The 24,873-nt window shown below is 71.6% G+C and carries 24 protein-coding genes; 9 read left to right on the top strand and 15 right to left on the bottom strand.

Features of this window, described 5'->3' with window-relative positions; translation table 11 throughout:
• Nucleotides 1-52 precede the first annotated feature (52 nt).
• Nucleotides 53-580 carry a redox-sensitive transcriptional activator SoxR gene (gene soxR / locus AQJ27_RS10200; RefSeq protein ID WP_067365124.1) on the bottom strand — a complete coding sequence of 176 codons (528 nt, stop codon included), beginning with the start codon at nucleotides 578-580 and terminating at the stop codon, nucleotides 53-55.
• A gap of 128 nt (nucleotides 581-708) precedes the next feature.
• Here soxR and AQJ27_RS10195 point away from each other — a divergent pair, with 128 nt between their 5' ends.
• Nucleotides 709-1,170, top strand: a complete 462-nt coding sequence (locus tag AQJ27_RS10195; RefSeq protein ID WP_067366373.1) for a MaoC family dehydratase — start codon at nucleotides 709-711, stop codon at nucleotides 1,168-1,170.
• A 24-nt stretch (nucleotides 1,171-1,194) separates the two neighbouring features.
• On the opposite strand, the gene AQJ27_RS10190 is transcribed toward AQJ27_RS10195, so the two are convergent.
• From AQJ27_RS10190 to AQJ27_RS10180, 3 genes are all read right to left on the bottom strand, one after another.
• Nucleotides 1,195-1,821 (bottom strand): TetR/AcrR family transcriptional regulator, encoded by a 627-nt coding sequence (locus tag AQJ27_RS10190; protein WP_067365121.1) that lies wholly within the window; start codon nucleotides 1,819-1,821, stop codon nucleotides 1,195-1,197.
• Between the two features lie 60 nt (nucleotides 1,822-1,881).
• Entirely contained in the window at nucleotides 1,882-2,112 is a 231-nt protein-coding gene (locus tag AQJ27_RS10185; protein ID WP_067365118.1) for a YiaA/YiaB family inner membrane protein, read from the bottom strand.
• A 96-nt stretch (nucleotides 2,113-2,208) separates the two neighbouring features.
• Nucleotides 2,209-3,360, bottom strand: coding sequence for an acyl-CoA dehydrogenase family protein (locus AQJ27_RS10180; RefSeq protein ID WP_067366370.1), 1,152 nt, complete (start codon nucleotides 3,358-3,360; stop codon nucleotides 2,209-2,211).
• An 84-nt stretch (nucleotides 3,361-3,444) separates the two neighbouring features.
• Here AQJ27_RS10180 and AQJ27_RS10175 point away from each other — a divergent pair, with 84 nt between their 5' ends.
• The 3 genes from AQJ27_RS10175 to AQJ27_RS10165 all read left to right on the top strand — a co-directional run bounded on the left by AQJ27_RS10175 (nucleotide 3,445) and on the right by AQJ27_RS10165 (nucleotide 6,088).
• Nucleotides 3,445-4,086, top strand: a complete 642-nt coding sequence (locus AQJ27_RS10175) for a TetR/AcrR family transcriptional regulator (RefSeq protein WP_067365115.1) — start codon at nucleotides 3,445-3,447, stop codon at nucleotides 4,084-4,086.
• 233 nt (nucleotides 4,087-4,319) lie between these two features.
• Entirely contained in the window at nucleotides 4,320-5,045 is a 726-nt protein-coding gene (locus tag AQJ27_RS10170; RefSeq protein WP_096240009.1) for a metalloregulator ArsR/SmtB family transcription factor, read from the top strand.
• 71 nt (nucleotides 5,046-5,116) lie between these two features.
• Nucleotides 5,117-6,088, top strand: a complete 972-nt coding sequence (locus AQJ27_RS10165) for a DMT family transporter (RefSeq protein ID WP_079064896.1) — start codon at nucleotides 5,117-5,119, stop codon at nucleotides 6,086-6,088.
• Between the two features lie 31 nt (nucleotides 6,089-6,119).
• Here AQJ27_RS10165 and AQJ27_RS10160 read toward each other — a convergent pair whose 3' ends face one another.
• From AQJ27_RS10160 to AQJ27_RS10125, 8 genes are all read right to left on the bottom strand, one after another.
• Entirely contained in the window at nucleotides 6,120-7,202 is a 1,083-nt protein-coding gene (locus AQJ27_RS10160) for a Zn-dependent alcohol dehydrogenase (protein WP_067365109.1), read from the bottom strand.
• An 84-nt stretch (nucleotides 7,203-7,286) separates the two neighbouring features.
• Nucleotides 7,287-8,675, bottom strand: a complete 1,389-nt coding sequence (locus tag AQJ27_RS10155; protein WP_067365106.1) for an aldehyde dehydrogenase family protein — start codon at nucleotides 8,673-8,675, stop codon at nucleotides 7,287-7,289.
• A gap of 114 nt (nucleotides 8,676-8,789) precedes the next feature.
• The gene (locus AQJ27_RS10150; RefSeq protein WP_067365103.1) at nucleotides 8,790-10,133 is read right to left on the bottom strand and encodes an ABC transporter ATP-binding protein; all 1,344 of its coding nucleotides are present in this window, start codon (nucleotides 10,131-10,133) and stop codon (nucleotides 8,790-8,792) included.
• Between the two features lie 246 nt (nucleotides 10,134-10,379).
• Nucleotides 10,380-11,609 carry an MFS transporter gene (locus AQJ27_RS10145; protein ID WP_067365100.1) on the bottom strand — a complete coding sequence of 410 codons (1,230 nt, stop codon included), beginning with the start codon at nucleotides 11,607-11,609 and terminating at the stop codon, nucleotides 10,380-10,382.
• A gap of 162 nt (nucleotides 11,610-11,771) precedes the next feature.
• A complete protein-coding gene (locus tag AQJ27_RS10140) occupies nucleotides 11,772-13,223 on the bottom strand; it encodes a CitMHS family transporter (protein WP_067365097.1) in 1,452 nt (483 codons plus the stop codon).
• A gap of 154 nt (nucleotides 13,224-13,377) precedes the next feature.
• The gene (locus tag AQJ27_RS10135; protein ID WP_067365093.1) at nucleotides 13,378-15,636 is read right to left on the bottom strand and encodes a molybdopterin oxidoreductase family protein; all 2,259 of its coding nucleotides are present in this window, start codon (nucleotides 15,634-15,636) and stop codon (nucleotides 13,378-13,380) included.
• Between the two features lie 195 nt (nucleotides 15,637-15,831).
• The gene (locus tag AQJ27_RS10130) at nucleotides 15,832-16,449 is read right to left on the bottom strand and encodes a TetR/AcrR family transcriptional regulator (RefSeq protein WP_067365090.1); all 618 of its coding nucleotides are present in this window, start codon (nucleotides 16,447-16,449) and stop codon (nucleotides 15,832-15,834) included.
• On the bottom strand, nucleotides 16,446-17,093 hold the full coding sequence (locus AQJ27_RS10125; RefSeq protein WP_067365087.1) for a hypothetical protein: 648 nt from the start codon (nucleotides 17,091-17,093) through the stop codon (nucleotides 16,446-16,448). The genes AQJ27_RS10130 and AQJ27_RS10125 overlap by 4 nt, the downstream gene beginning before the upstream one ends.
• A gap of 202 nt (nucleotides 17,094-17,295) precedes the next feature.
• Here AQJ27_RS10125 and hmgA point away from each other — a divergent pair, with 202 nt between their 5' ends.
• Genes hmgA through AQJ27_RS10110 form a run of 3 tightly spaced genes read left to right on the top strand, consistent with a single transcriptional unit; the run spans nucleotide 17,296 to nucleotide 20,652 of the window.
• Entirely contained in the window at nucleotides 17,296-18,636 is a 1,341-nt protein-coding gene (gene hmgA, locus AQJ27_RS10120) for a homogentisate 1,2-dioxygenase (protein WP_067365084.1), read from the top strand.
• A 28-nt stretch (nucleotides 18,637-18,664) separates the two neighbouring features.
• Entirely contained in the window at nucleotides 18,665-19,414 is a 750-nt protein-coding gene (locus AQJ27_RS10115; protein ID WP_054231081.1) for a GntR family transcriptional regulator, read from the top strand.
• A 41-nt stretch (nucleotides 19,415-19,455) separates the two neighbouring features.
• Nucleotides 19,456-20,652, top strand: coding sequence for a type ISP restriction/modification enzyme (locus AQJ27_RS10110; RefSeq protein ID WP_067366366.1), 1,197 nt, complete (start codon nucleotides 19,456-19,458; stop codon nucleotides 20,650-20,652).
• 27 nt (nucleotides 20,653-20,679) lie between these two features.
• Here the strand turns inward: AQJ27_RS10110 and AQJ27_RS10105 are convergent, their stop codons facing one another.
• Nucleotides 20,680-21,393 (bottom strand): TetR/AcrR family transcriptional regulator, encoded by a 714-nt coding sequence (locus AQJ27_RS10105; RefSeq protein WP_067366364.1) that lies wholly within the window; start codon nucleotides 21,391-21,393, stop codon nucleotides 20,680-20,682.
• Between the two features lie 64 nt (nucleotides 21,394-21,457).
• Between AQJ27_RS10105 and AQJ27_RS10100 the strand changes: the two genes are divergently transcribed.
• The gene (locus tag AQJ27_RS10100) at nucleotides 21,458-22,426 is read left to right on the top strand and encodes an ATP-binding cassette domain-containing protein (RefSeq protein WP_067365081.1); all 969 of its coding nucleotides are present in this window, start codon (nucleotides 21,458-21,460) and stop codon (nucleotides 22,424-22,426) included.
• Entirely contained in the window at nucleotides 22,423-23,205 is a 783-nt protein-coding gene (locus AQJ27_RS10095) for an ABC transporter permease (protein WP_067365078.1), read from the top strand. The genes AQJ27_RS10100 and AQJ27_RS10095 overlap by 4 nt, the downstream gene beginning before the upstream one ends.
• A 248-nt stretch (nucleotides 23,206-23,453) precedes the next feature.
• Here the strand turns inward: AQJ27_RS10095 and AQJ27_RS10090 are convergent, their stop codons facing one another.
• Both AQJ27_RS10090 and AQJ27_RS10085 read right to left on the bottom strand, forming a co-directional pair.
• Nucleotides 23,454-23,723, bottom strand: coding sequence for a hypothetical protein (locus AQJ27_RS10090; protein WP_067365075.1), 270 nt, complete (start codon nucleotides 23,721-23,723; stop codon nucleotides 23,454-23,456).
• Between the two features lie 115 nt (nucleotides 23,724-23,838).
• Entirely contained in the window at nucleotides 23,839-24,663 is an 825-nt protein-coding gene (locus AQJ27_RS10085; RefSeq protein ID WP_067365072.1) for an anti-sigma factor, read from the bottom strand.
• Between the last annotated feature and the right edge of the window lie 210 nt (nucleotides 24,664-24,873).

Below are 24,873 nucleotides of genomic sequence, written 5' to 3'. Positions count from 1 at the left end.
CGAGCCGAGGGCACCCCGCAGCCCGGCCACGGGGCGGGCCGAGGGGGTGTCCTCAGCAGCACTCTTCGGCCGCGCGCTGCGACTCCTGCGCTCCCTGTGACCGCTGCGGTTTCGGAGGCGCGGTGACGCGTTCCACCATGAGCCGGGAGCCCGCCTGGCGCTCGCCGAAGACGTCGTCCGGGTTGGACAGCACGCAGTTCTCCAGGGACAGACAACCGCACCCGATGCAGTCGGTCAGGTGATCCCGGAGCCGGCTCAACTGCTTGATCCGCTCGTCGAGTTCGGAACGCCAGGCCTGCGACAGCCGGGCCCAGTCCTCGCGCGTCGGGGTGCGCTCCTCGGGGAGTTCGGCGAGCGCCTCGCGGATGGTGGCGAGGGGGATGCCGACGCGTTGGGCGGCCCGGACGAAGGCGACACGGCGCAGCGCGTCACGGTGGTAGCGGCGCTGGTTGCCGGTGGTTCGACGGCTGCTGATCAGGCCCTTGGACTCGTAGAAGTGCAGGGCGGAGACGGCGGCGCCACTACGGGCCGACAGCTGGCCGACGGTCAGCTCGTGGATCTTCTCAGGGATCTGGGGCACCCCTCCAACCCTACCTACTTCGTCACCCGCCCCACCTACTTCGTCACACGTCCGGTCCGTTGACATGCGCCCCGCGCCCGACCATGCTAAGCAGTTGCTTAGACATAGAGATGCGGGAGGTCGGGAAGATGGCAGAGCCGAGGACGTTCGCGACGGTCGACGAACTGCGGGCCGCGGTGGGCGAGCAACTGGGGTACAGCGACTGGGTCGAGATCGAGCAGAAGCGGATCGACCTCTTCGCGGAGGCGACCGGCGACCACCAGTGGATCCACGTCGACCCCGAGAAGGCCGCGACCGGCCCCTTCGGCACGACGATCGCGCACGGCTACCTCACCCTGTCGCTGCTCCCGCTCTTCGGCCCGCAGCTGATCAAGGTCGAAGGCGTGAGGATGGGCGTCAACTACGGGACGAACAAGGTCCGTTTCCCCGCCCCCGTACCGGTCGGCTCACGGCTGCGCGCCACCGCGCAGATCACCGGCGTCGAGGACGTGACCGGCGGTGTCCAGGTGTCCGTGGCCTTCACCGTGGAGCGCGAGGGCGGCGACAAGCCGGTGTGCGTGGCCGAGTCGGTGTCGCGCTACTACCTCTGAGCACCCCCACCCGCCCCGGGGCCGCTACTCCTTGGCCCCGACCATACGCAGCACGAGGTCGGCGTAGAGCGCGCCGACCTCGTCGGGCGTACGGGGCCCGTCGACGTTGAACCAGCGGGCCACGTCGATGCAGAGGGAGAGCACGGCGAGCGTGGTGCCCGGCACGTCCGGCACGTCGAAGTCGCCCGCCGCCACGCCGTCCGCGATGATGCCGCGCACGGCCGCGTCGGTCTGCCGTCGCAGCGCGACGATCTCCGCCCGTGCCTCGGGCCCGAGGGCTTCCAGCTCGTACTGCACGACCCGCGCGGTGGTGTGCTGCCCGGCGTGCCACCGTACGAAGGACCGCACGGCGTCGGTGAGCCGCTCGGCGGCGCTGCCGCCGCCCTGCGCCGCGCTGCGCACGATGTCGAGCGCCTTGTCGTGCCCGATCCGGCTGATGCGGTGGAGCAGCTCTTCCTTGGTCTTGTAGTGGATGTAGAGCGCGGCGGGGCTCATGCCCGCGCGGCCCGCGATGTCCCGGGTCGTCGTCGCGTGGTATCCGCGCTCGGCGAAGGCCTCCACGGCGGCGACGAGCAGCCGCCGGGCCGCGTCCGGGGTGACCTCGGCCCACGGCTGCATCTCGCCGCCGGCCGTCTCCTCCGCCGTACTCATCGCTGGTTCGCCCCTCTCGCTGACAGGAGGTACACCATACCGCCGAAGCTGAGCGGGCGCTTAGCGTGCCCGCTCAGCGCCCGCGTCCTGACGGTCCCGGATCACCTTGGCCAGCGTGAAGGACGACGTCACCAGATAGAGGACGGCGATGGCCAGAAAGGCTCGCACCCAGGCGTCGGCGTGCAGCTTGTAGATACCGACGGCGGTCGCCACCATGGCGACGGAGAAGGAGGCCACGGCCTGCCCGTAGAAGGCCGCCGTGTTCTGATGCTTGACGGGTGTCTCACTCATGGGGACAAGGGTCGGCGGAGGCGACCACCGCCGCATCCGCCCACGTACTCAGCGCCGCGTGCGGGCGTACTCAGAAGACGGGGAACCCGGTCGGCCTCAGAAGGCGGAAACCCCGGTCAGCGCACGCCCGATGACCAGCTTCTGTATCTGGCTGGTGCCCTCGTAGAGGGTCATCACGCGGGCGTCGCGCAGCAGCTTGCCCGCCGGGTACTCGTCGATGTAGCCGTAGCCGCCGAAGACCTGGAGTGCGTTGTTCGCGGCGCGCACGGCGGCCTCGGAGGCGAAGAGCTTGGCCTTCGACGACTCCGTGGCGAAGGGCAGCCCGCGGTCGACGAGATCGGCGACCCGCCAGGTCAGCAGCCGAGCCGCGTCCACGTCGACGGCGATGTCGCTGATCAGTTCCTGGACGAGCTGGTGGTGCGCGATGGTCTTGCCGAACTGCTCCCGCTCGGTCGCGTACCGCACGGCGACGTCCAGGGCCGCCTGGGCGATGCCGACACACCCCGCGGCGACCGACATCCGCCCCTTGGCCAGGGCGGACATGGCCACGGAGAACCCCTTGCCCTCGGGCGCCAGCATGGTGCTCGCGGGTACGCGTACGTCTTCCAGGACGAGTTCGGCGGTGGCCTGGCCGCGCAGGCCGAGTTTGCCGTGGATGGTGCGGCGGGTCAGGCCGGGGGTGTCGGTCGGAACGAGGAAGGCGGAGACGCCCTTGTGGCCGGGCGCTTCGGTGGAGCGGGCGAAGAGCAGGACGACGTCGGCCCAGGTCCCGTTGGTGATGAACATCTTGGTGCCGTTGATGACGTAGTCGTCGCCGTCGCGTACGGCCTTCGTCGTCAGGTTGCCCGCGTCCGAGCCGGTGCCGGGCTCGGTGAGGCCGAAGCAGCCCACGTACGCGCCGGAGGTCAGCCCCGGCAGCCACTGCCGCTTCTGCTCCTCGCTCCCCCAGTACGCGATCGTCTTGGCGACCAGACCGAGCGAGACGGAGACGATGCCGCGTACGGAGGAGTCACCGCGGCCCAGCTCCTCCGTCACGAGGCAGTACGCGAGGTGGTCACCGCCGCTGCCGCCGTACTCCTCGTCGACGGTGAGTCCGAGGAAGCCGACCTCGCCGAGCTTCTTCACGAGCGAGCGGTCGACCTCCTCCGCCCGGTCCCACTCGACGACATGAGGGGCGATCTCGCGGTCCACGAAGTCCTTGGCGAGTTGCCGGACGGCGGTCTGCTCCTCGCTGAGCTCCAGGTTCATGACGGTCACCCCATTTGAAAGCCGTACATTCGAAAAGCTAAATTAGCACTGCTAGTTTAAGCCCGCAGCCCTACTATGTGCGCCATGGCCCGACCGCGCAAGCCCCTCCTGAGCACCGACCGGATCGTCGACACGGCACGGGCCCTGGTGGACGCGGAGGGTCTGGCCGCCGTCTCCACACGGCGGCTCGCCGCCGAACTGGGCGTGAGCGGGCCCTCCCTCTACAACCACTTCCGCACCAAGGACCAGATCCTGGAAGCGGTCGCGGACTCCGTGAGCGCGCAGGTCGACCTGGCGATGTTCGAGGACGGGCGGGACTGGCACACCGCCCTGCACGACTGGGCCGTGTCCTACCGGGCGGCGCTGCGCGACCACCCGAACATCGTCCCGGTCCTCGCCCGCGGTCCCGGGCGCCGCCCCGCCGGGCTGCGCCTCGCGGACGCCGTCTTCGGCGCGATGGTCGACGCCGGATGGCCGCCGGCCCAGGCCACGTCGATCGGCGCCCTGATGCGCTACTTCATCATGGGCTCCGCCCTCGGTTCCTTCGCCGGGGGCTTCGTCGACGACGAGAGCGCGTACGACCCCGCCGACTATCCCCACCTCGGGCAGGCCCACCTGCTCGCCGAGCAGCAGGAGAAGGTGGACGAGCGGGCCTTCGAGGTGGGGCTCGGGGCGTTGCTGGACGGGCTGACGCAGCAGTTCGAAAGGGCGACGGGCGAGAGCTGACGACGCCGAGACGGTTTGCTGGAGGCTTTCAGGGGCGCGGGGAACTGCGCGCCAAGCCCCCACCGGCCGTCGGCCGAACGAGTCGGGCGGCGGAGATGCGGGGCGAAGCCCCCGCTTCAGGGGCGCGGGGAACTGCGCCACCAGCCCTCACCCGCCCGCAGCCCAGGACCCCTCCTGGGCCCGGAGACCGTTCGGCGGAGACCGTTCGGCGGGGGCCGAAATGTAGGGGGCGGATGATGGGAGGCATGACGAGGTCGACGGATCCGGTCGCACCGGGACTCGCCGCGCTGGCGGCAATGTTCGCGGACGAGACCCGCGCCACCTTCCTGCTCACCCTGCTCGACGGCCGCGCCTGGACCGCGGGTGAACTGGCCCGGCACGCCCACGTCGCCCCCTCGACGGCCAGCGAGCACCTCGGCAAGCTCGTCACCGGCGGCCTGCTCACCGAGGAACGACAGGGCCGACACCGCTACGTACGGCTCGCGGACCCCCACGTCGCCCAACTCGTCGAGGACCTCGCCGCCCAGGTCGCTCCCGACACCACCCGACGCCCCCGCACCCTGCGGGAAGCCGGCACGGGCTCCGCGATGGCTCGCGCCCGCACGTGCTACGACCACCTCGCGGGCCGCCTCGGCATCACCCTCACCGACGCCCTCACCCACCGCGGCCTGCTCCGCCAGGACACCGGGTTCGCGCTCACGGACGCGGGCCTGCGATGGTTCGACGAGGCAGGCATCGACCTGAACCGCACCGGCCGCCGTCCCCTCACCCGCGGCTGCCTCGACTGGACCGAACGCCGCCCCCACCTCGCGGGTACCGCCGGCGCGGCCCTGTGCCGTCACGCCCTGGACGCCCACTGGTGCGTACGTATCGGCTCGGAGCGCGCGGTCAAGGTCACGCCGGACGGCGAGCGGGCCTTCGCGGAACTCCTGGGCATCGAGGCGAGGGCACTCCGCTGAGCAGCCATGTCCCACCGCGGCGTCCGAAATCCGCGAGCCCCCCGCCCCGTACCCCACCTAGCCTCGGGACCATGATGAACGCCACCTCCCCCGCGTCCGCCCGTCGCGCGGACCTGCTCGCCGCGGGCGCCGCGACCGTCACGGTCGTGCTGTGGGCCTCCGCCTTCGTGTCGATCCGCAGCGCGGGCGCGGCGTACTCGCCGGGCGCACTGGCACTCGGGCGGCTGCTGGCGGGATCCGTCGCGCTGGGCGCCATCTGTCTCGTACGCAGGGAGGGGTGGCCGCCGCGCGCGGCCTGGCGCGGGATCGCGATATCCGGCCTGCTCTGGTTCGGCTTCTACATGGTGGTGCTCAACTGGGGTGAGCAGCAGGTGGACGCCGGCACGGCGGCGCTGGTCGTGAACATCGGCCCGATCCTCATCGCGCTGCTCGGCTCCCGGCTGCTCGGCGACGCGATGCCGCCGCGGCTGCTCGCGGGCATGGCGGTGTCGTTCGCGGGGGCGGTCGCGGTGGGGCTGTCGATGTCCGGCGAGGGCGGTTCCTCGGTGCTCGGGGTGGTCCTGTGCCTGCTCGCCGCCGTCGGCTACGCGGCGGGGGTCGTCGCACAGAAGCCGGCGCTCGGGCGGGCGAGCGCCCTCCAGGTGACCACGTTCGGCTGTCTGGTGGGGACGGTGGCGTGCCTGCCGTTCGCGGGGCAACTGGTCCACGACGTGGCCCACGCGCCCGCCACCGCCACCCTCAACGTGCTCTACCTGGGCGTCTTCCCGACCGCGCTGGCGTTCACGACCTGGGCGTACGCGCTGGCCCGGACCACCGCGAGCCGGATGGGCGCGACGACCTACGCGGTACCCGCGCTCGTCGTCGCGATGTCCTGGCTGTTCCTCGACGAGGTACCGGCGCTGCTCACGCTCGCGGGCGGCGCACTGTGCCTGGCCGGGGTCGCGGTGTCCCGCTCCCGCCCCCGGCCGAAGGCCTTCAGCGGCGCGGAAACCCGCACGACCAGCCCCCGCCCGCCCGTGGACAACCGGGCCACCCGGGACTAGGGCCTGTCCGGCGGAGCACGCCGGACAGGCCCTAGAACACCACCAGCGCTCGTCCGCCCTTCCCCGCCACCATGTTCTCGAACGCCCCCGCGATCCCGTCCAGCCCGATCCGCTCGGTCACCAGCGTCCCCAGATCCAGACGCCCCGCCCGCACATGCTCCGCCAGCACCGGCAGATCCCGCGCGGGGTCGGAGTTGCCGTACACGCAGCCGGACAGCGTACGGCCCCAGTGGAAGATCTCCAGCGCGTTGAAGGTGACCTGCTGGTCCTTGCCACCGATGCCGACGACCGTCGTACGTCCGCCGCGGCGGGTGGAGTCCCAGGCCGCGCGAATGGTCACGGCACGGCCCACACACTCGACGGCGACGTCGACACCCTGCTTGCCGGTGAGGGAGCGGATCTCGCGGGCGGTGGTGTCGGAGGCGACGACGTAGTCCGTGGCGCCGGCCTCACGTGCCAGTGACTCCTTCTCCGGAGAGATGTCCACCGCGATGATCTGCGACGCGCCCGCGATCCGCGCCGCCTGGAGCGCCGCGAGCCCGACCCCGCCCACCCCGAACACGGCGACGGTCTCACCGGCACGGACCCGCGCCGAGTGGTGGACGGCGCCGTACCCGGTGAGGACGGCGCAGCCGAGGAGCGCGGCGTCGGTGAGGGGGATGCCGTCCGGGACGGGGAGTACGCAGCCGGCGGCCACGACGGTCTCCTCGGCGAACGCGGCGACGTTCAGGCCGGGATGGAGGTCGCTCCCGTCGGAGGCGCGCCGCGCGTACACGTCCCCCGCGCCGGTCAGCGCGTTGGCGCACAGCCACACCTCCCCCAGCGAGCAGGCGTGGCAACTTCCGCAGGAGGGAGCCCAGTTGAGGACGACTCCGTCGCCGGGCGCGACACCCGTCACGCCCTCCCCGACGGAGACGACGGTCCCGGCACCCTCGTGGCCGAGGACGGCGGGGACGGGCACCCGCATGGTGCCGTCGGACAGCGAGAGGTCGGAGTGACAGACGCCGGCGGCGGCCAGCCGGACGCGGACCTGACCCGGACCGGGTGCCGGGAGGTCGATCTCGGCGATCTCCAGGGGGGCGCCCACGGCGGGAAGTACGGCAGCGCGAACCACGTAAAAGCTCCTCGGCCCAGAACTCTGGAACTGACTGGAATGGAGTGGAACGGAGTGGAGTGGAGTGGAGTGGAGTGGAACGGGCTAGAACTGGAGGGACTTCGTCTGGAGGTACTCGGACAGGCCGTGTGCGCCCAGTTCCCGTCCGACCCCCGACTGCTTGTAACCGCCGAACGGGGCACTGGGGTTGAACCGGCCGCCGTTGATGTCGACCTGCCCGGTGTCGAGCCGTCGCGCGAAGGCGACCGCCTCGGCCTCGTCGCCCGCCCACACCGCGCCCGCGAGCCCGTACACCGTGTCGTTGGCGATCCGGACGGCGTCCTCCTCGTCCTCGTACGGGATCACCGACAGCACCGGGCCGAAGATCTCCTCCTGCGCGATCGTCATCTCCGGGGTGACGTCCGCGAAGACGGTCGGCTGGACGAAATACCCCTGCTCGCGCGGGGATTCGGGGCCGCCCGCGACGAGCCGGGCGCCCTCGGCGACGCCCTTGTCGATGTAACCGCGCACCCGCGCCTGCTGCTTGGCGTTGACGACCGGGCCGATGCGGTCCCCGTACTTCGCCGCGGCGGTCGCGGCGAGCTCGACCGCCTCCTCGTACTGCGCGGCGTGCACGAGCATGCGGGTCCAGGCGCTGCAGGTCTGGCCGGAGTTGGACATCACGTTGGCGACGCCGACGTTGACGGCCTTGGCGAGGTCGGCGCTCGGCAGGATGACGTTGGCGGACTTGCCGCCGAGTTCGAGGGCGACCCGCTTGATGGCCGCACCGGCCGTCGCCCCGATCCGCCGCCCCACCGCCGTGGAGCCCGTGAAGGAGACCAGGTCCACGTCCGGATGTTCGGCGAGGGCCTGGCCCGCGACCGGGCCGAGGCCGGTGACGAGGTTGAAGACGCCGGCCGGGACGCCCGCCTCCGCGACCGCCTCGGCGAACAGCTGGGCGGTGAGCGGGGTGTCCTCGGCGGGCTTCAGGACGACCGTGCAGCCCGCCGCGAGCGCGGGGGCGACCTTGGCGACGATCTGGTGCAGCGGGTAGTTCCAGGGTGTGATCGCGCCGACCACACCGATCGGTTCCTGGTAGACGGTCGAGTTGCCGACCTTCTCCTCGAAGGCGTAGGTGGCCGCCAGTTCGGCGTACGAGCCCGCGACCAGGATCGGTACGGCCGCGTGGACCGCCTGCGAGAAGGACAGCGGGGAGCCGAGCTCCGCCGTGACCGTCTCGGCGATCTCGTCCTTGCGTGCGGTGAGGACGTCACGCAGGGCGCCGAGCCGCGCGGCCCGCTCGGCGGGCGGGGTCGCGGCCCAGGCCGGGAACGCGGCGCGGGCGGCCCGTACGGCGGTGTCGACGTCCTCGGCCGTACCCGCCGGCACCCGGCCGAGAACCTGTTCGTCCACCGGGTTCACGACCTCGATGGTGTCCGTCCCGGCGGCGGGGCGCCAGGCACCGTCGATGTACATGCCGTCATGTGCCTTCATCGTGTTCCTCCCGGGCGGGGGCGTGCCGTCCGCCTCGCGGCGTCGTCCGACCCACAAACTAGCGGTGTTAGTTTTCAGGCGCCAGACGTCTTCCCGCGACTCACCCTGCTCACCTCACTCGTCCAGGTCCGGCAGCCGCGCCGGAGCGGGGCAGATGCGTTCGCCGTGCTGGTCGAAGACGAACAGATGGGCGAGGTCGACAAGGAGGGGCACCTGCATGCCGTGACGGAGGTCGAAGTCGGGGGTGGTGCGGACCACCAGGTCGCCGGGGAGCCGGCCCTCCGGCGGCATCTCGCCGTCGCGCCCGGCACCCGCGTCGGCGGGGTCGTCGAGATCGACCACCGGACCGGCCCGCAGACCGGCCCGGCGGTCCCGGAGACGGTCGAGCAGCGAGCCCTCGCGACGGCGGCGCCGGACCGGGCGGACCGGGCGCGGCGCCTCCAGATCGGGGACGACGGCGGGCCGCGAGCCGGTGTTGAAGTGGACGAGCACCTCGTGCCCCTGGAACTCCACATGCTCCACGAGACCGCTGATCGCCACCTCGCCCGGCCGGGCCTCCGACGGCTTGGCCAGACGGACGGCCTCGGAACGCAGCCCGACGATGACCTCGCGGCCCTGCTGCACCCGCAGCAACCGCTGATCCACCGACCAGGGCTCGCGCAGCGGCAGATACTGCTTGCCGAGGCTGATCGACATGGCCCCGTCGAGCGGGGCCCGGACCAGGCCGCGCAGCAGATTGATGCGCGGGGTGCCGATGAAGGCGGCGACGAAGACGTTCGCGGGCAGCGCGTAGACCGTCCGGGGTGTGCCCACTTGCTGGAGGACGCCACCGCGCAGGACGGCGACCCGGTCGCCGAGCGACAGCGCCTCCGCCTGGTCATGGGTGACATACACCGTCGTGACGCCCAACTCCCTGGTGAGCGAGGCTATCTCGGCGCGCAGGTGGTTGCGGAGCTTGGCGTCGAGGTTGGAGAGCGGCTCGTCCATCAGGAAGGCGGACGGGTGGCGGGCGATCGCACGGCCCATCGCCACGCGCTGGCGCTCGCCGCCCGACAGCTGGTGGGGGAAACGGTCGAGGAGGTCCTCGATGCCGAGCATCCGGGCGGTGGCGTCGACACGCGGACGCGGGTCCTCGCCGGGGGTCTCGATGCGCAACGGGAAGCCGATGTTGTCGCGGCCCGTCATGCTCGGGTAGAGCGCGAAGTTCTGGAAGACCATCGCCATGTCCCGCTCGGACGGCGGCAGATCGCCCGCGTCCTCACCGTCGAGACGCACCTCGCCCTCAGTGGCGCTCTCCAGGCCGGCGATCATCCTGAGCACGGTCGACTTGCCGCAGCCGGAGGGCCCGAGCAGGACGAGGAACTCGCCCGGCCGGATGTCCAACGACAGCCGCTCCACCACGCGGACACCGCGCGTATACGACTTGCTGACCTGGTGCAGGGAGATGGCGCGTGTCATGAAGGGTGCCCCCGGGGGCTCAAAGGGCGCTGTCGCTCCACGGTCGAGACGCCCCGAGCGGGCCGCAAGGGACGTATGAGTCACGGAAGTTAACGGACCGCGACCACCTGGGGGAAGACACCCGGCGGGATCCGGCGTGTCGGTTCCCGCCGCGGCTCCCGTCCCTGCTCGGGTGCGGCGGAAACGGACGATCGCCTACCGGCCCGCAGACACGTCGCCGCACCCTCGTCGGGCCGGTCGGGAAGGTCAGATGTCGCTCTTGCGACGCAGGGGCACTGCGCGCCGAACGGGCTCGGCACGGCCCGCGGGCGCCTTCCGCGGCGAGCGCAGCGCGACCCCCGAGGACAGCACCAACAACGCGCCCAGCATCACGAACGGCGCGGCCACACCGGCGACCCCGGCGACCAGCCCCGCCGCGGCCGGGGCGGCCACCTGCCCCAGACGGTTACCGGTCAGCCGCAGGGCCAGGGCCGTGGAGCGGGCCTCGTCCGGGGCGGCCTGCACGACCGTCGTCATGGACAGCGGCTGCCCGACGCCCAGACAGAAGCCGAGGACCAGCAGCATCGCGGCCAGCGCCCACACCGGCACGGGCAGCGCGAGACCCGCGCACAGCACACCGGCCACCAGACAGGTCGCGGTGAGCAGCGCCGCCCGGCCCAGCAGTCGCAGCATCGGCGTCATGACCAGTCGGCAGGCGATGGTCGCCGCCGCGCGCAGACTGAGCAGCAGACCGATCACCGACGGCGCGATGCCCCGGTGCTCGCCGACCACGGGCAGATACGCGGTCAGGACGTCCGTCGCGGACAGCACGGAGAGGCTGATGAGGATTCCGGCGGGCACGCCCCGGGCACGCAGAATGCGGTGCACGGGCACGCGGCCGGCCTGAGCCGTACGGGATTCGGCGGGCGTACGGTGCTCGATGCGCCAGAGCGAGCTGAACGACACCGCGGCGAGCGCACCCGCCACGAGCAGGGCCTGCGCGCTGCTGCCCGCCCTGTCCGGACCCCCGATCAGAAGGCCCGCGACGATCGGCCCGACCAGTTGGCCCAGGGAGGCGCCGATGGTGAAATGGCCGAAGTTGCGATCCTGTTCGTGCGGCGCGGACTGCCGGGCCACGATCGACTGGGCCCCGATGACGAAGCAGAGGTGACCCAGGCCCATCACCCCGCTCCAGGCAGCCATCGCCCCCAGCGAGTCCGCCGCACCGCTGAGCGCGCAACCGCCCGCGATGAGGACGACCCCGACCGGCAGCAGCGGGGCACAACGTCCATGGTCGGTACGGCGGCCCAGGGGTACGGCGGCGAAGAGGGGCAGCAGGGCGTACACACCGGCGATCACACCGATGGCGCGTTCGTCGGCGCCCAGGGCAAGGGCCCGGTAGGAGACGGCGGGCCGGGCCATGGACACCGCCCCTTGCGCGAAGCCGAAGGCGATGACGAGGCGCAGCAGCCAGCCGCGGTTCCGACCGGGCCCCACGGGGACACCCCTCCATCCGGTGACGGATTACAGATGACGGATTTCAGAGAACAGGTGGCAGATGACGGGTATCGACCGGCCGATATCGACCGACAGATAACAGATGACGGATTTCAGATGACAGATAACAGATGACAGAATCTGTCAGTCGACACCCACCCGTCAGATGATGCCGAACAGAATCCCCGCCCCCAACACCACCAGCGAAGTCAGCGCCGCCCACTTCACCACGAACCTCGTGTGGTCTCCGAACTCGACCTTCGCCATGCCGACGAGGACGTATACGGCGGGCACCAGCGGGCTGGACATGTGCAGCGGCTGGCCGACGAGCGAGGCGCGGGCGATCTCCAGGGACGAGACTCCGTGTGCCTGGCCCGCTTCGGCGAGGACCGGCAGGACGCCGAAGTAGAAGCCGTCGTTCGACATGAAGTAGGTGAGCGGGATGCTGAGGACACCGGTGACGAGGGCCATGTGCGGGCCCATCCCGTCGGGGATGTTGGAGACCAGCCACTTGGACATGTGGTCGACCATGCCGGTGCCCTGGAGGACGCCGGTGAAGACGGCGGCGGCGAAGACCATGCCCGAGACGTTGAGGACGTTCTCGGCGTGGGCGCCGATGCGGGCCTTCTGGTCGGGCATGTGGGGGAAGTTGACGGTGAGCGCGAGTGCGGCGCCGAGCAGGAAGAGGACCGGGATCGGCAGCCACTCCATGATCATGGCGGTGAGGAGCGCGACCGTGAGGAGCGCGTTGAACCAGTAGAGCTTGGGACGCAGGGTGGCGCGGTGGGGGTCGAGACCCTGGAAGTCGTCGTCCGCTTCGGACAGATCGGCGTCGGTGCCGGAGCCAGTGCCGCTGCCGCCGGTGCCGGCGCCCGGACCACCCGTGCGCGCCGCCTTCTTCGCGACGGCGACGGTGCCGTCGCCGTCGCCGGAGGCGCCCGCACCCGCGCCGACGAGCACCGTCTCGGTCTCCGGCTCCAGGACCTCGTCCAGCGTCAGCACGCCGAGCCGCTTGCGCTCGCGGCGTCCGAGGACGTACGAGAGGGCGAGGACGCCGAGCAGGCCGACGGCGAGGGCCGGGATCATCGGGACGAAGATGTCGCTGGCGTCGAGCTTCAGCGCGGTCGCGGCGCGAGCCGTGGGGCCGCCCCAGGGGAGCGTGTTCATGACGCCGTTGGCCATGGCGGCGACGCCGGTCATCACGACCAGGCTCATCTTGAGGCGCTTGTACAGCGGGTACATCGCCGAGACCGTGATCATGAAGGTGGTCGAGCCGTCGCCGTCGAGGGAGACGATCGCGGCGAGGACCGCGGTGCCGACCACGATCCGCAGCGGGTCGGCCTTGCAGAACTTGAGGATCCCCCGGACGATCGGGTCGAAGAGACCGACGTCGATCATCACACCGAAGTAGACGATCGCGAACATCAGCATCGCCGCCGTGGGGGCGAGGCTGGTGACGCCGTCGATGACGTAGTCACCGAGCTTGGCGCCCTTTCCGACGAAGACACAGAAGAGTGCCGGGATCAGCACGAGCGCCGCGATCGGCGACATCTTCTTCAGCATGATCAGGACCAGGAAGGTCGCGATCATGGTGAAGCCGAGGATGGTCAGCATGACTTGGATTACCTAACGTTCGCCCTTGAACTCCCACCAGGGACGGCGGTGCGATGACGTTAGGTCGCGCAAGATTGCGTTAACAAGATGTTGACACGCGAGCAATAAGCGCAAAACTCCAGGTCACAGGCTTGTCTCGGTGAGCGGAGGCCCGCTACGGGCACGCCGCGAGCTCCACCGGCACCCCGTTGAGCACCGCCGTACCCGACAGCGGGTCGAGGAGCGAGCCGTCGAGGAGCTGGTTGACGTTGACGCCCGGGTCGAGGGCCGCATGGCTCATCCGGGTGCCGGGGCGGTCGTGTCCCCAGCCGTGCGGCAGGCTCACCACCCCGCGTCGTACGGCGTCCGTGACCTCGGCCGGGGCGACCACCTCTCCCCCGGCGCCCTTGACGCGCACGGCCGCCCCGTCGGCGAGGCCGAGGCGTGCCGCGTCCTCGGGGTGGATGTGCAGGGTGCAGCGGTTGGTGCCGCCGGTGAGGGCGGGGACGTTGTGCATCCAGCTGTTGTTGGAGCGCAGATGGCGGCGGCCGACGAGGACGATCGCGGACGGGCGCTCACGCAGGGCGGCGCGCAGCCGGGGAAGATCGTCGACGATCGGTGCCGGCATCAGCTCGATCTTTCCGCTGCGCGTCTTCAGCGGCTGCGGCAGACGTGGGCGCAGCGGTCCGAGGTCGATGCCGTGCGGGTGGGCGAGCAGTTTCTCCAGGCTCAGGCCGTCGGGCCGGGCGCCGAAGCCCTCGCCGTACGGGCCGAGGCGCAGCATCATGTCGAGCCTGCGTTCGGGTCCGCTCTCGCCGGTGAGCCGCGTGGCGAGTTCCTTCGGGTCGCGTTCGTGGACGGGTCCGTGCGGGTCCTGGACGGCCTTGCCGAGGGTGGAGTCGATGACCATGGCGTCCACGGCGGACGGGTCGGCGCCGTGCATGCCGGTCGCGGCGAGCACCAGCCGGGCGAGGATCTCGGTCTCGGCCATGCGGCCCGGTTCGAGGGGGACGGCGGGGCGGTTGTAGCGGACCTGGTTGCGTACGGCGAGGGTGTTGAAGGCGAAGTCGTGGTGGGCGCTCTGGGAGGGCGGGGGCGGCGGCAGCACGACGTCGGCGTGGCGTGCGGTCTCGTTCAGGTACGGGTCGACGCTGACCATGAAGTCGAGGGAGTCGAGCGCCTTGTCCAGGCGGTTGCCGTCGGGTGCCGACAGTACGGGGTTGGCGGCGATGGCGATGAGGGCGCGGACGGGGCTGCCCTCGGGTGTGGCGGTGTCGATCTCCTCGGCGAGTGCGGCGAGCGGCAGTTCGCCCTTGGCCTCGGGGTGGCGGCTGACCCGGCTGTGCCAGCGGCCGAGCGCGAAGCCGCGGCCGGGTCCGGCGGGGCGGGGGGTCTTGTCGGTGGCGGCCTGCGGGAAGAGGGCGCCGCCGGGGCGGTCGAGGTTGCCGGTGAGGATGTTGAGGATGTCGACGAGCCAGCTGGCGAGGGTGCCGTGCGGGACGGTGCAGCTGCCGATGCGGCCGTAGACGGCGGCGGTGGGGGCGGCGGCGAGTTCGCGGGCGAGCGCGCGGATGGTGTCGGCGTCCACGTCGCAGGCCTCGCTCGCGGCCTCGGGGGTGAAGTCCTGTACGGCGGTGGCGAGTTCTTCGACGTCCTGGACGTGCGGGGCGAGGTCGCGCAGGTCGACGAGTTTCTCCTCGAAGAGGACGTACGTCATCGCGGCGAGCAGCAGGGCGTCGGTGCCGGGGCGGACGGTCACGTGGCGGTCGGCGAGTTTGGCGGTACGGGTGGTGCGCGGGTCGATGACCGTCAGGGTGCCGCCGCGGGCGCGCAGTGCCTTGAGCTTGCCGGGGAAGTCGGGGGCGGTGCACAGACTTCCGTTGGATTCCAGGGGGTTGGCGCCGATGAGGAGGAGGTGGTCGGTGTGGTCGAGGTCCGGGACCGGGATCGCGTTGGCGTCGCCGTAGAGCAGACCGCTGGAGACGTGTTTGGGCATCTGGTCGAGCGTGGAGGCGGTGAAGACGTTGTGGGTGCGCAGTGCCGTGAGCAGGACGGTGGGGTAGAGGGCGCCGGCCATGGTGTGCACGTTCGGGTTGCCGAGGACGATGCCGAGGGCGTGCGGGCCGTGCTGCTCGACGATCGGGCCGAGGCCTGCCGCGATCGCGTCGAAGGCCTCTTGCCAGGTGGCCTCGCGCAGTTCGCCGTCCGTGCGGACGAGGGGGGTGCGCAGCCGGTCGGGGTCGCCGTCGGCGGCGCCGAAGGAGGCGCCCTTGGGGCAGATGAACCCCTTGCTGAAGACGTCGTCGCGGTCGCCGCGGGCGCCGGTGACCCGGGTGCCCTCGATGGTGAGGGTCAGCCCGCAGGTGGCCTCGCAGAGGGGGCAGACGCGCAGGGCGGTGCGGGAGTCGGGGGTGGCGCCGGAGGTGCGGGACACGGGTCCTCCCGGAGGACGGTGGCGGCGGTGGCACACGGACCTGGCCGAGCATACCGACCGGTACGGATGGGAGGGAGGGCTTGAAGGGGGTGAGGTCGGGAAATCGCGAGCCCGCCCCCGGCCCACGCGCTTCAGCGGTGGAGCGACGGAACGGTGCAGCGGTAGGGCCGTGGAGCGGTAGAGCGGTGCAGCGGTTCAGTCCAGAACCCTGGCCAGATACGCGCGCAGCAGCTCCCGCGTCTCCCCGATGATCCGCTCGTCCCCCTCCGGGGCGATGCGGAAGGCCAGGTGGACCAGGCTGTCGGCGGCCTCCACAGCGACCAGGAAGGTGCGCCGGAGGTCTTCGTCGGGGGTGCGGTCGAGGAAGGCGGAGAGGAGGTCGGTGAGGCGGTCGGCGACGCGGGTGTTGGGCTCGGCGTCGCGGACGCCGACGGGTATCTGGTTGCCGAAGTCGACGAGGGAGAAGCCGGGTGCGGTGCGCTTCATGGCGAGGTACTCGTCGAGTACGGCGTCCATGGCGGCGCGCCAGCCCTGTGCGCCTGTCGCTCGGAGGCGTTCGGTGACGCGTTCGGTGTAGCGCTCGAGGTTGCGCTGGGCGAGTGCGTCGGCCATGGCGCGCTTGTTGCCGAAGAAGCGGTAGACGGAGCCGATGGGGACGCCCGCGCGCTGGGCCACGGCCCGGGTGCTCAGGCCGTCGTAGCCGACCTCGTCGAGGAGGTCGGCACAGGCGTCGAGGATCCTGGTCAGTCGTTCGGCGCTGCGCCGCTGAACGGGCGCGCGGCGCAGCGAGGTCGCGTGGGGCACAGGCTTCATGATGCCTTTCCGCCGGGATCCGGTGAACCTCGCGTGTCGCTACGGCCCGCGACTGCGTTCCCGCTCGCCGTCGATGCCGGTGTCGACGCGGGGGCCGACGGGCTCGACGGCGGCGGCGAGGCGGGTGTCGAGGGCCGGGTCGAGGCGGTGGCCCCGGAGGCGGTGATGTCCGCCGTGCTCTCGACGGGCTTGCCTCCGACGGCCCACGCGGTGCGGTCGTCGGCGTACAGACGCGCGGTGACGTGGTGGGTGCCGCGTGTGACCAGGCCGCCGGCGAGGTGGTACTCGGCGGTGCGCAGCGTGGCGAGGTTCCGGCCGTCCAGGGACAGCAGCGCGACGCCGCGGCCGGCCACGGCCTCCGCCTTGGTGTCGGCGGGCGAGAAGCGGAAGCGGTGGACGGTCAGGCGGACGTCCCAGCCGTCGTCGGAGGCGGGTTGGACCTCGATGGCGACCTCGGGTGCGCTCTTCTTGTCGACCTCACGGTAGTGCCGTCCTTCTTTGTCCGTATCGTCCAGGATTTTGCCCACGGGTGAGGGCGACACCGCGTCCCTCCGCTCGTGTGCGGCGCCGGTGCCGCAGCCCGCCGATCCGCCGAGCAGGACGCAGACCGCGAGCGCGGCGAGCAGTCCACGCTTCCACGACATGCCGGGGACATTAGAACAACGCTCTGACAGGCGGATCCCCCTGGAGTCGGGTTCTTGGGCCGTACCGCCGACCCTGGGATGTACTCCGCACGGAGGTTCCCGGTGCCGCGCGTTCGCCGGCCACGCACCTCGACGTACCTCTTGCGCGCGAAAAAACTGAATCCTACGGTGAAGCATAGGAATCAGGCGCGAGGGAGCGATCATGAGCGGGGACGCGAGGAAGACGGCCGAGGGGCTGACCTACCTCACCGGATTCGGCAACGAACACAGCTCGGAGGCGCTCCCCGGGGCGCTGCCGCACGGCCGCAACGCGCCCCAGCGCGCCCCTCTCGGGCTGTACGCGGAGCAGCTGAGCGGTACGGCGTTCACGGAGCCGAGGGCGCACAACCGGCGTTCGTGGCTGTACCGGATCCGTCCGTCGGCCGCGCACCCGGCGTTCACGCGCACGGACAACGGGGCGCTGCGCTCGGCGCCCTTCACGGAGACCGAGGCGGACCCGAACCGGCTGCGCTGGAACCCGCTGCCGGAGCCGGCGCGGGGTACCGACTTCCTCGCGGGCCTGTGGACGCTGGGCGGCAACGGCGACGCGACCCAGCGCACCGGCATGGCCGTGCACCTGTATCACGCCGACTCCTCGATGGACCGCGTCTTCAGTGACGCCGACGGGGAGCTGCTGATCGTGCCGGAGCGCGGCGGGCTGCTGCTGCGGACCGAGTTCGGGCTGCTGCACGTGGAGCCGGGCGGGGTGGCGCTGATTCCCCGTGGGGTCCGCTTCCGGGTGGAGCTGCTGGACGCCGCGTCCGACGGCGGGCAGAGCCCGACGGCCCGCGGCTATGTGTGCGAGAACTACGGGGCGCCCTTCCAGCTGCCCGACCTCGGCCCGATCGGCGCCAACGGGCTCGCCAACGCGCGGGACTTCCTCGCTCCCGTCGCCGCGTACGAGGATGTCGAGGGCCCGGTGGAGGTGGTCAACAAGTTCTGCGGCAACCTCTGGACGGCGACGTACGACCACTCGCCGCTGGATGTCGTCGCCTGGCACGGCAACCATGTGCCGTACGTCTATGACCTGCGTCGTTTCAATGTGATCGGCACGATCAGCTACGACCACCCGGACCCGTCGATCTTCACGGTGCTCACCTCGCCGAGCGACACCCCGGGCCTCGCCGGGGTCGACTTCGTGGTGTTCGCGCCGCGCTGGCTGGTGGGCGAGGACACCTTCCGGCCGCCGTACTTCCACCGGAACGTGATGAGCGAGTACATGGGGCTCATCGAGGGGGCGTACGACGCGAAGGCGGAGGGCTTTGTTCCGGGGGGCGGTTCGCTGCACAACATGATGTCGGCGCACGGGCCGGACCGGGAGACCTTCGACCGGGCCAGCGCCGCCGAGCTGCGGCCGCAGAAGATCGACGACGGGCTGGCGTTCATGTTCGAGACCCGGTGGCCGGTGACCGCCACGGCGCAGGCGGCGCACGCGGAGCATCTGCAGAGCGGGTACGACGACGTGTGGCGGGGCCTGCAGCGGCACTTCAGGCCGTTGCACTGAGCGTCGGCGACCGGTACGGATATCCCTCGTGACCTCCTTCGCCCCGGACTCGATCGTCCTGAACCGCAAACTCCCGCTCTGGTACCAGGTGTCGCAGTCCCTGCGTGCCTCGATACTCGGGCGCTCGCCCCAGGAACCGCTGCGCCTGCCGACCGAGGAGCGGTTGGCGGGCCACTACGGGGTGAGCGTGCTCACCATGCGGCAGGCGCTCAAGGAACTGGAGGACGAGGGACTGATCACCCGCCATCGGCGGCGGGGCACGTTCATCGAGCCGAGCGCGCAACGGGGGGCTCCGGTGCGGTTGCTGGGCTCGGTGGACACGATCGTCGCGCAGCAGTCGGGCATGACGACCGAGCTGCTGGACCACGGGAGCGTGCCGGTGCCGGCCGAACTCGCCGAGTACTTCCCGGATCTGGCCGAGGTGGGGACGTACCACCGGCTGCGCGGCGACGAGAAGACCGGTGAGCCGACGAACCACGCGCGCAACTACGTCCGTCCCGAACTGGCCGCGCGGATCGACCCGCAGGACCTGGTGCGCTGGCCCATGACCAAGGTGCTGCGGGACGTGGTGGGCGTGCGCATCAGCCGGATCACCGACACGGTGGAGGCGCGGCTCGCGGATCCGGAGACGGCCCGGCTGCTCCAGGTGCCGCTGCTCAGCCCGATCCTGCACTACACGGGCATCGTGCACGGCGAGGACGGCCGCGCTCTGGACGTGGCCCGCATCCACTACCGCGGTGACCGCTTCTCCTTCACGGTCACCCTCGACGCCCACTGACGATGGCGTACGAGACCGGCGCGCAGCGCCCACGTCGTACGATGCCGGGCGTGACGCACGACGACGCTCCGCTGCTCGCGGACCTCATGCCGTGGTCCGTCGCACCGCCGAGGCTGGGCCGGGGGTGGCCGACGGCGCCCGACGCGGCGTCCCTGAAGGCGCGCTGGGACACGCTGATGAAGGCCGAGGGGCAGGGCCGCGAGGCGTTGTTCGGCCCGACGCGCTCGCGCACCACGCACTCGGCCGTCGGACAGCTGCCGGGGCAGTCCAGTGGGACGGCCCGGCTGGAGCGCGAGTCGGGGCCCTGTCCGGAGCCTGTACGCGTCCTGCACGGCCCGTTCGACGAGCAGTGGCTGATCCCGGACCACCGGCTGATCGACGCGGCGCGCCCCGAGTTGTGGCGGGTGGCCGACGACCGGCAGGTGTTCGTGATGGAGCAGACGGCGGTGCCTGACACATCGGGGCCGGTGCTGCTGGTCGCGTCCGTGCTGCCGCTGAGCACCGGTCGCGGCGGCCGTGTCCGCCCCCTCCACCGGCGCCCCGGGGGCCTCGAACCGAATCTGGCGCCCGGCCTGTTGGAGCACCTCGGCACCCGCCTCGGTCACTCCCCCGACCCCGACCCCGTCGACGTACTCGCCTGGGCGGTCGCGGTCGCGCGGTCGGGCCGGGAGGGGTGTGCCGTCCCGCTCACCGCGGACCCGCAGGTGTGGGCGCACGGCGTCGGATTGGGACGCCGGATGCTGTGGCTGATGCGCCGCGACGGCGAGCGCCCCAAGCTCCCCGGGGGCCGCCGCCCCTATGTCCGCGCCCCGCTCCCGTCGCGCCCCGTCGACGTGCGCTACGACCGCGACGAGGAGGCTCTCCTCCTCGACGAGGGCCGTATCTCGCCCGTGCCGCCGGAGGCCTGGGACTTCGAGGTGGGCGGAGCGCGCGTCCTGGAGCAGTGGTTCGCGGCCAGGACCGAGCCGGCGGAACCACCCGAGCCGGGCACCCTGGAGGCGATCCGGCCCGCCGGCTGGCAGCAGGCCTGGACGTCCGAGCTGCTGGAACTCGTCACGGTGCTGACACTGCTCGCGGAACTCCGTCCCCAGCTGGCCGAGTTGACGATCGGCCCGCCGATCACGCGGACGGAGCTGCGCGAGGCGGGTGTGCTGCCGGTTCCGGAGGCGGCGCACCGGCCCGCGTCCGTCCTCGATCATCACGAAGAGGGCCCGGAAGGACAGTTCGCGCTCATCTGACCCCGTAGGTCCGACCGCCCCGTAGATCTACCCCTTCGGTTCGAACGCGTCCAGCACCCGCCCCAGCGCCCGCTCGAACACCGCCTCCAGGTCGATCGGGCCCGCGTCCTGCGTGAAGGCGGCCGCCATCCGCGGATACGCGCCGGTCGCGATCCGGCTGCCGAGGTAGGCGATCCGCATCGCCTGCTCCTGCTCCTCGGACCAGGGCAGCGAGCGGGTGCGCTCGGCGGTGGCCAGTTCGTTGCCCACGTACGTCGTCACCACGCCGTTGAGCATCGCGATCAGCTCCATCTTCGTGCCGTACGACGCGTCCAGCGGGTCGAGGCAGACGAGACAGTGCTCCAGGTAGCGCAGGGCGTTGGGGCTGAAGCCGTAGACCGGGGACATCAGGCGCGGCAGCCATGGGTGGCGGTGCATGAGGGCACGGGTCTGATGGGCGACCCGGAGCATGTCGGCGCGCCAGTCGCCCGTCGGCTCCCAGGGCTCGTGCTCACCGCTGATGGCGTCAACCATCAGCTCGTACAGGTCCTCCTTGCGCGGGACGTAGTTGTACAGCGACATCGTGCCGCAGCCCAGTTCGGTGGCCACATGCCGCATCGAGACCGCGTCGAGCCCGTCCGCGTCCGCGATCCGCACCGCGGCGGCCGCGATGTCCGCCCGGCTGTAGGCCGCCCGCGGACCACGGCCCGCACGCTTGGGGCGGGCCCAAATCACTTCGGGTACGGCACTGCGCCCTGTCATGTCGTCGATCACCTCGCCACCATCCTAGTTACGTACACCGTACGTAGTGCGCTATGGTCACCCCATGACAACTACGTACGCCGTACTTAGTGAAGGTCTGGAGAAGAGTTTCGGGACCAAGGGGGAGGTCGTCCACGCGGTGCGCGGGCTCGATCTCGCGGTGGCCGAGGGCACCGTCTGCGGGGTGCTCGGACCCAACGGCGCGGGCAAGACCACGGCGGTGCGCCTGCTCACCACGCTGTTGCGGCCGGACGCGGGGTCCGCGCGGGTCGCCGGGCACGACCTCGTACGGGAGGCGGCCGCGGTGCGCGGCGCCATCGGGGTCACCGGGCAGTACGCCTCCGTCGACGGCGACCTCACCGGCCGGGAGAACCTGCGGCTGTTCGCGCGGCTGCACCGGATGCGGGACGCTCCCACGCGCGCCGGTGAACTCCTCGAACGCTTCGGGCTCGCCGAGGCCGCCGACCGGCCCGCCTCCACCTACTCGGGCGGGATGCGGCGCCGCCTCGATCTCGCCGCGAGCCTGATCCGCCGCCCCGAGGTGCTCTTCCTCGACGAACCCACCACCGGGCTCGACCCGGCCAGCCGCAACCAGATCTGGGAGGCCGTGCGCGCCCTGCGCGGCGAGGGCACGACCGTGGTGCTGACCACGCAGTACCTGGAGGAGGCCGACCACCTCGCCGACGACATCGCGCTCGTGGACCACGGCCGGGTCGCGCACACCGGATCGCCCGCCGAACTCAAGGCGCTCATCGGCTCGTACGCGGAGGTCGTCGTCGCCCACGCGGATGCGATGCCCGGCGCGGCGGCCGTCCTCGACCGGCTCACCGGCTCCGAACCGGCGTTCGCCCCGGAGCGGCACGCGGTCGGGGCGGTGACCACCGATCCGACACTGACCCTGCCCCGGCTCGTCCGTGAACTCGACGCCGCGGGGGTGCCCCTGCTCGACGCGAGCCTGCGCCCGCCGACGCTCGACGACGTCTTCCTGCGCCTCACCGGAGGCCGCACCGACCGCAAGGAGCTTGTGACATGAGTACGTTGGCGTACGACGGGACCGCGATGCTGGGGCGGCACCTGAGGCGGATCCGGCACAATCCCGGGCTGCTGATCCTCACCCAGTCCATGCCGATCACGATGCTGCTGTTCTTCGGCTATGTCTTCGGCAGCGCGCTCGCGACACCCGGACAGGAGTACCGCGCCTTCCTGCTGCCGGGACTACTGGTGGCGACCGCCGCCAACGGGATCATGACCGGCATGTTCCAGGCCGCCCAGGACTCGCACCGGGGCGTGATGGACCGCTTCCGTACCCTGCCGATGAGCCGGGCCGCCGTGCCGCTCGGACAGGCGCTCGCGGACCTCGTGGTCACCGCCGTGGGCACGGTGCCGCTGATGCTGGTCGGGCTGGCCGTGGGCTGGCGGATCGAGGGGTCGGCGCTCCGGGCGGTGGCCGGCGTCGGACTCCTGCTGCTCTTCCGGTTCGCGACGACGTGGGTCGGCATCGTGCTGGGGCTCGCCTCACAGAGCGAGGAGGCGGCCGGGCAACTGGGCGCCGCGACGTTCATCCTGCCGCTGCTGTCGAACGCGTACATCCCCACCGACAACCTGCCCGGCTGGCTGCGCACGGTGGCCGAGTGGAATCCGATCAGCGCGGTGACCACGGCACTGCGGGACCTCTTCGGAAACGCACCGGTGCCGGACGAGGGGGCCTGGCCGGTGACGCATCCAGTGGCCGGGGCGCTGACCTGGTGCGCCGTCATTCTCGCCGTGTTCGTGCCGCTCGCCGTGCGCCGGTACGCGACCGGCGGGCGGTGAGACCCAACGGGAGTTCGGACACCCGGGGTTGACGACGGCCGGGGGCCGGGAGGAAGGGGAGACGGAGACCGCCGCGCGCCGCCGGGTGGGAACGAGGCGCACAAAAAGACGAACGGGGGTGCACCCGCGCTCCGGGAACACACCGGGGCGGCGCTGCGTGCCGTGGGGACGACGGGCGGCGAGAACGCAGCGCTTACGCCGGGGCGGTGTGATCGCCCGAGCGCGGGTTCGAGTACCGCGCGACCGTACTAGTGGCCGCCGAACAGCGAACGACGCAGCCGCTTCAGAGGGGCGAAGAGCGAGACCCGCCGTACGCGCGCGCTCCTCCCGCTGCTGTCGTGCGCGGTGTCACGCGCGGTGAGTTCACGCATCAGCGAGGTCGCCTCGGCCGTCTCGCGCTGCGGGACGGCAGGGCCGCCCAGCACCGCCAGATGGCGGTCGAGGCGCGAACTGGTCGCGCTGCTCCCGCAGGTGATCGCAGGGACGCGTGCCCTGCTGCGCACTGTTATCTGTTCCATGTCTCTCCCCACCCGTACGAGTCCACCCGGCCCGGGCAGGCTAACCCTATCGCTCCCTCGTGGCACTCGTGTATCGCGGCGACAGGATTCACCTTCCCCGTAAGGGTGTTGACGGTTACTCTCCGAATCCAACCGATTTCAGGGCGAGTTGCGCAACTGGCGAGGTCGTGGGCTGTGTCGAGCCTCCCTGCGGCTCGACGGTGACAGCGAGTGACGTGGCGTTGGTGTTCAGTCCGTCGGCTATCAAGGGCGTGTCGCCCTCGAAGAGCCCCAGGGAGCGCGGTTGCACGTTGGGGCGCATGAGCCACAACTGGTGCACGCGCCCCCCTGACGGAGTGGCAAGTCCGCTCAAGGTCACGACGGCGCGCCGCTCCGATGCGGAGGCGACCACTCCGATTCCGCGGCCCTGTGCGTCCCGGTCGCTCGTCGCCCGGGCGTCGGGGGCCGCCAGAACGTGGGCGATCTCACGTGCCTGGGCCCGCTCCTGGTCCAGCTTGTCCTGGGTCTGCGTCGCCTGCACGGCGAAGAGGGACGCCACGACGAGCGCCGCGGCGGCGGTGGCGGTGGAGAGCGGGGCGAGCAGCGACCGGAAGCGCGGGGTCCGGCCGCGCGCGGGCCCGTGCGCCGCGCGCCCACGGGGCACGCCGTTCGGCAACGCCTGCGACGGGTGGGCGGGGTGTGACGGGTCCGGTGCCTCCTGAGGAGTCGTGCGTACGGCGGTCAGGACCCGTTCGCGCAGGGCGGCCGGGGCGGGTGCCGTGGTGGACCAGGCGAGCCGCACCGCGTCCTCACCCAGCTCCCGCACCTCGGCCGCGCACCGGGGGCAGCCCTGCAGATGACGCTCGAAGCGGCGGCGTTCGTCGGGTTCCAGCGCGTCGAGGGCGTAGGGGGCGGCGAGCGAGTGCAGATCGCGGCGCAGCAGACGGTCGAGGACGCTCATACGACGCCTCCCTGGGGGTGCGGGGCGCGGCTGGGCAGTTCCAGGGCGCGGATACGGGGGTGTCGGGAGCCGGGGGGAAGGCGCCGCGGGTGGGGAGCACGGCCCGGGCGGGCGAACTCGCCTTCCGGCAGGACAGGCCGGCAGACGAACTCTTGATCCGGCGCAGCGAACTGACGGGCGAACTTTTGATCCGACGCGGCAGGCTGACGA

It is taken from the genome of Streptomyces olivochromogenes, assembly GCF_001514115.1.
Classification (GTDB): Bacteria; Actinomycetota; Actinomycetes; order Streptomycetales; family Streptomycetaceae; genus Streptomyces; species Streptomyces olivochromogenes.
Note: the sequence above shows the minus strand (reverse complement) of the source record. Positions and strands in the feature narration are given on the sequence as shown.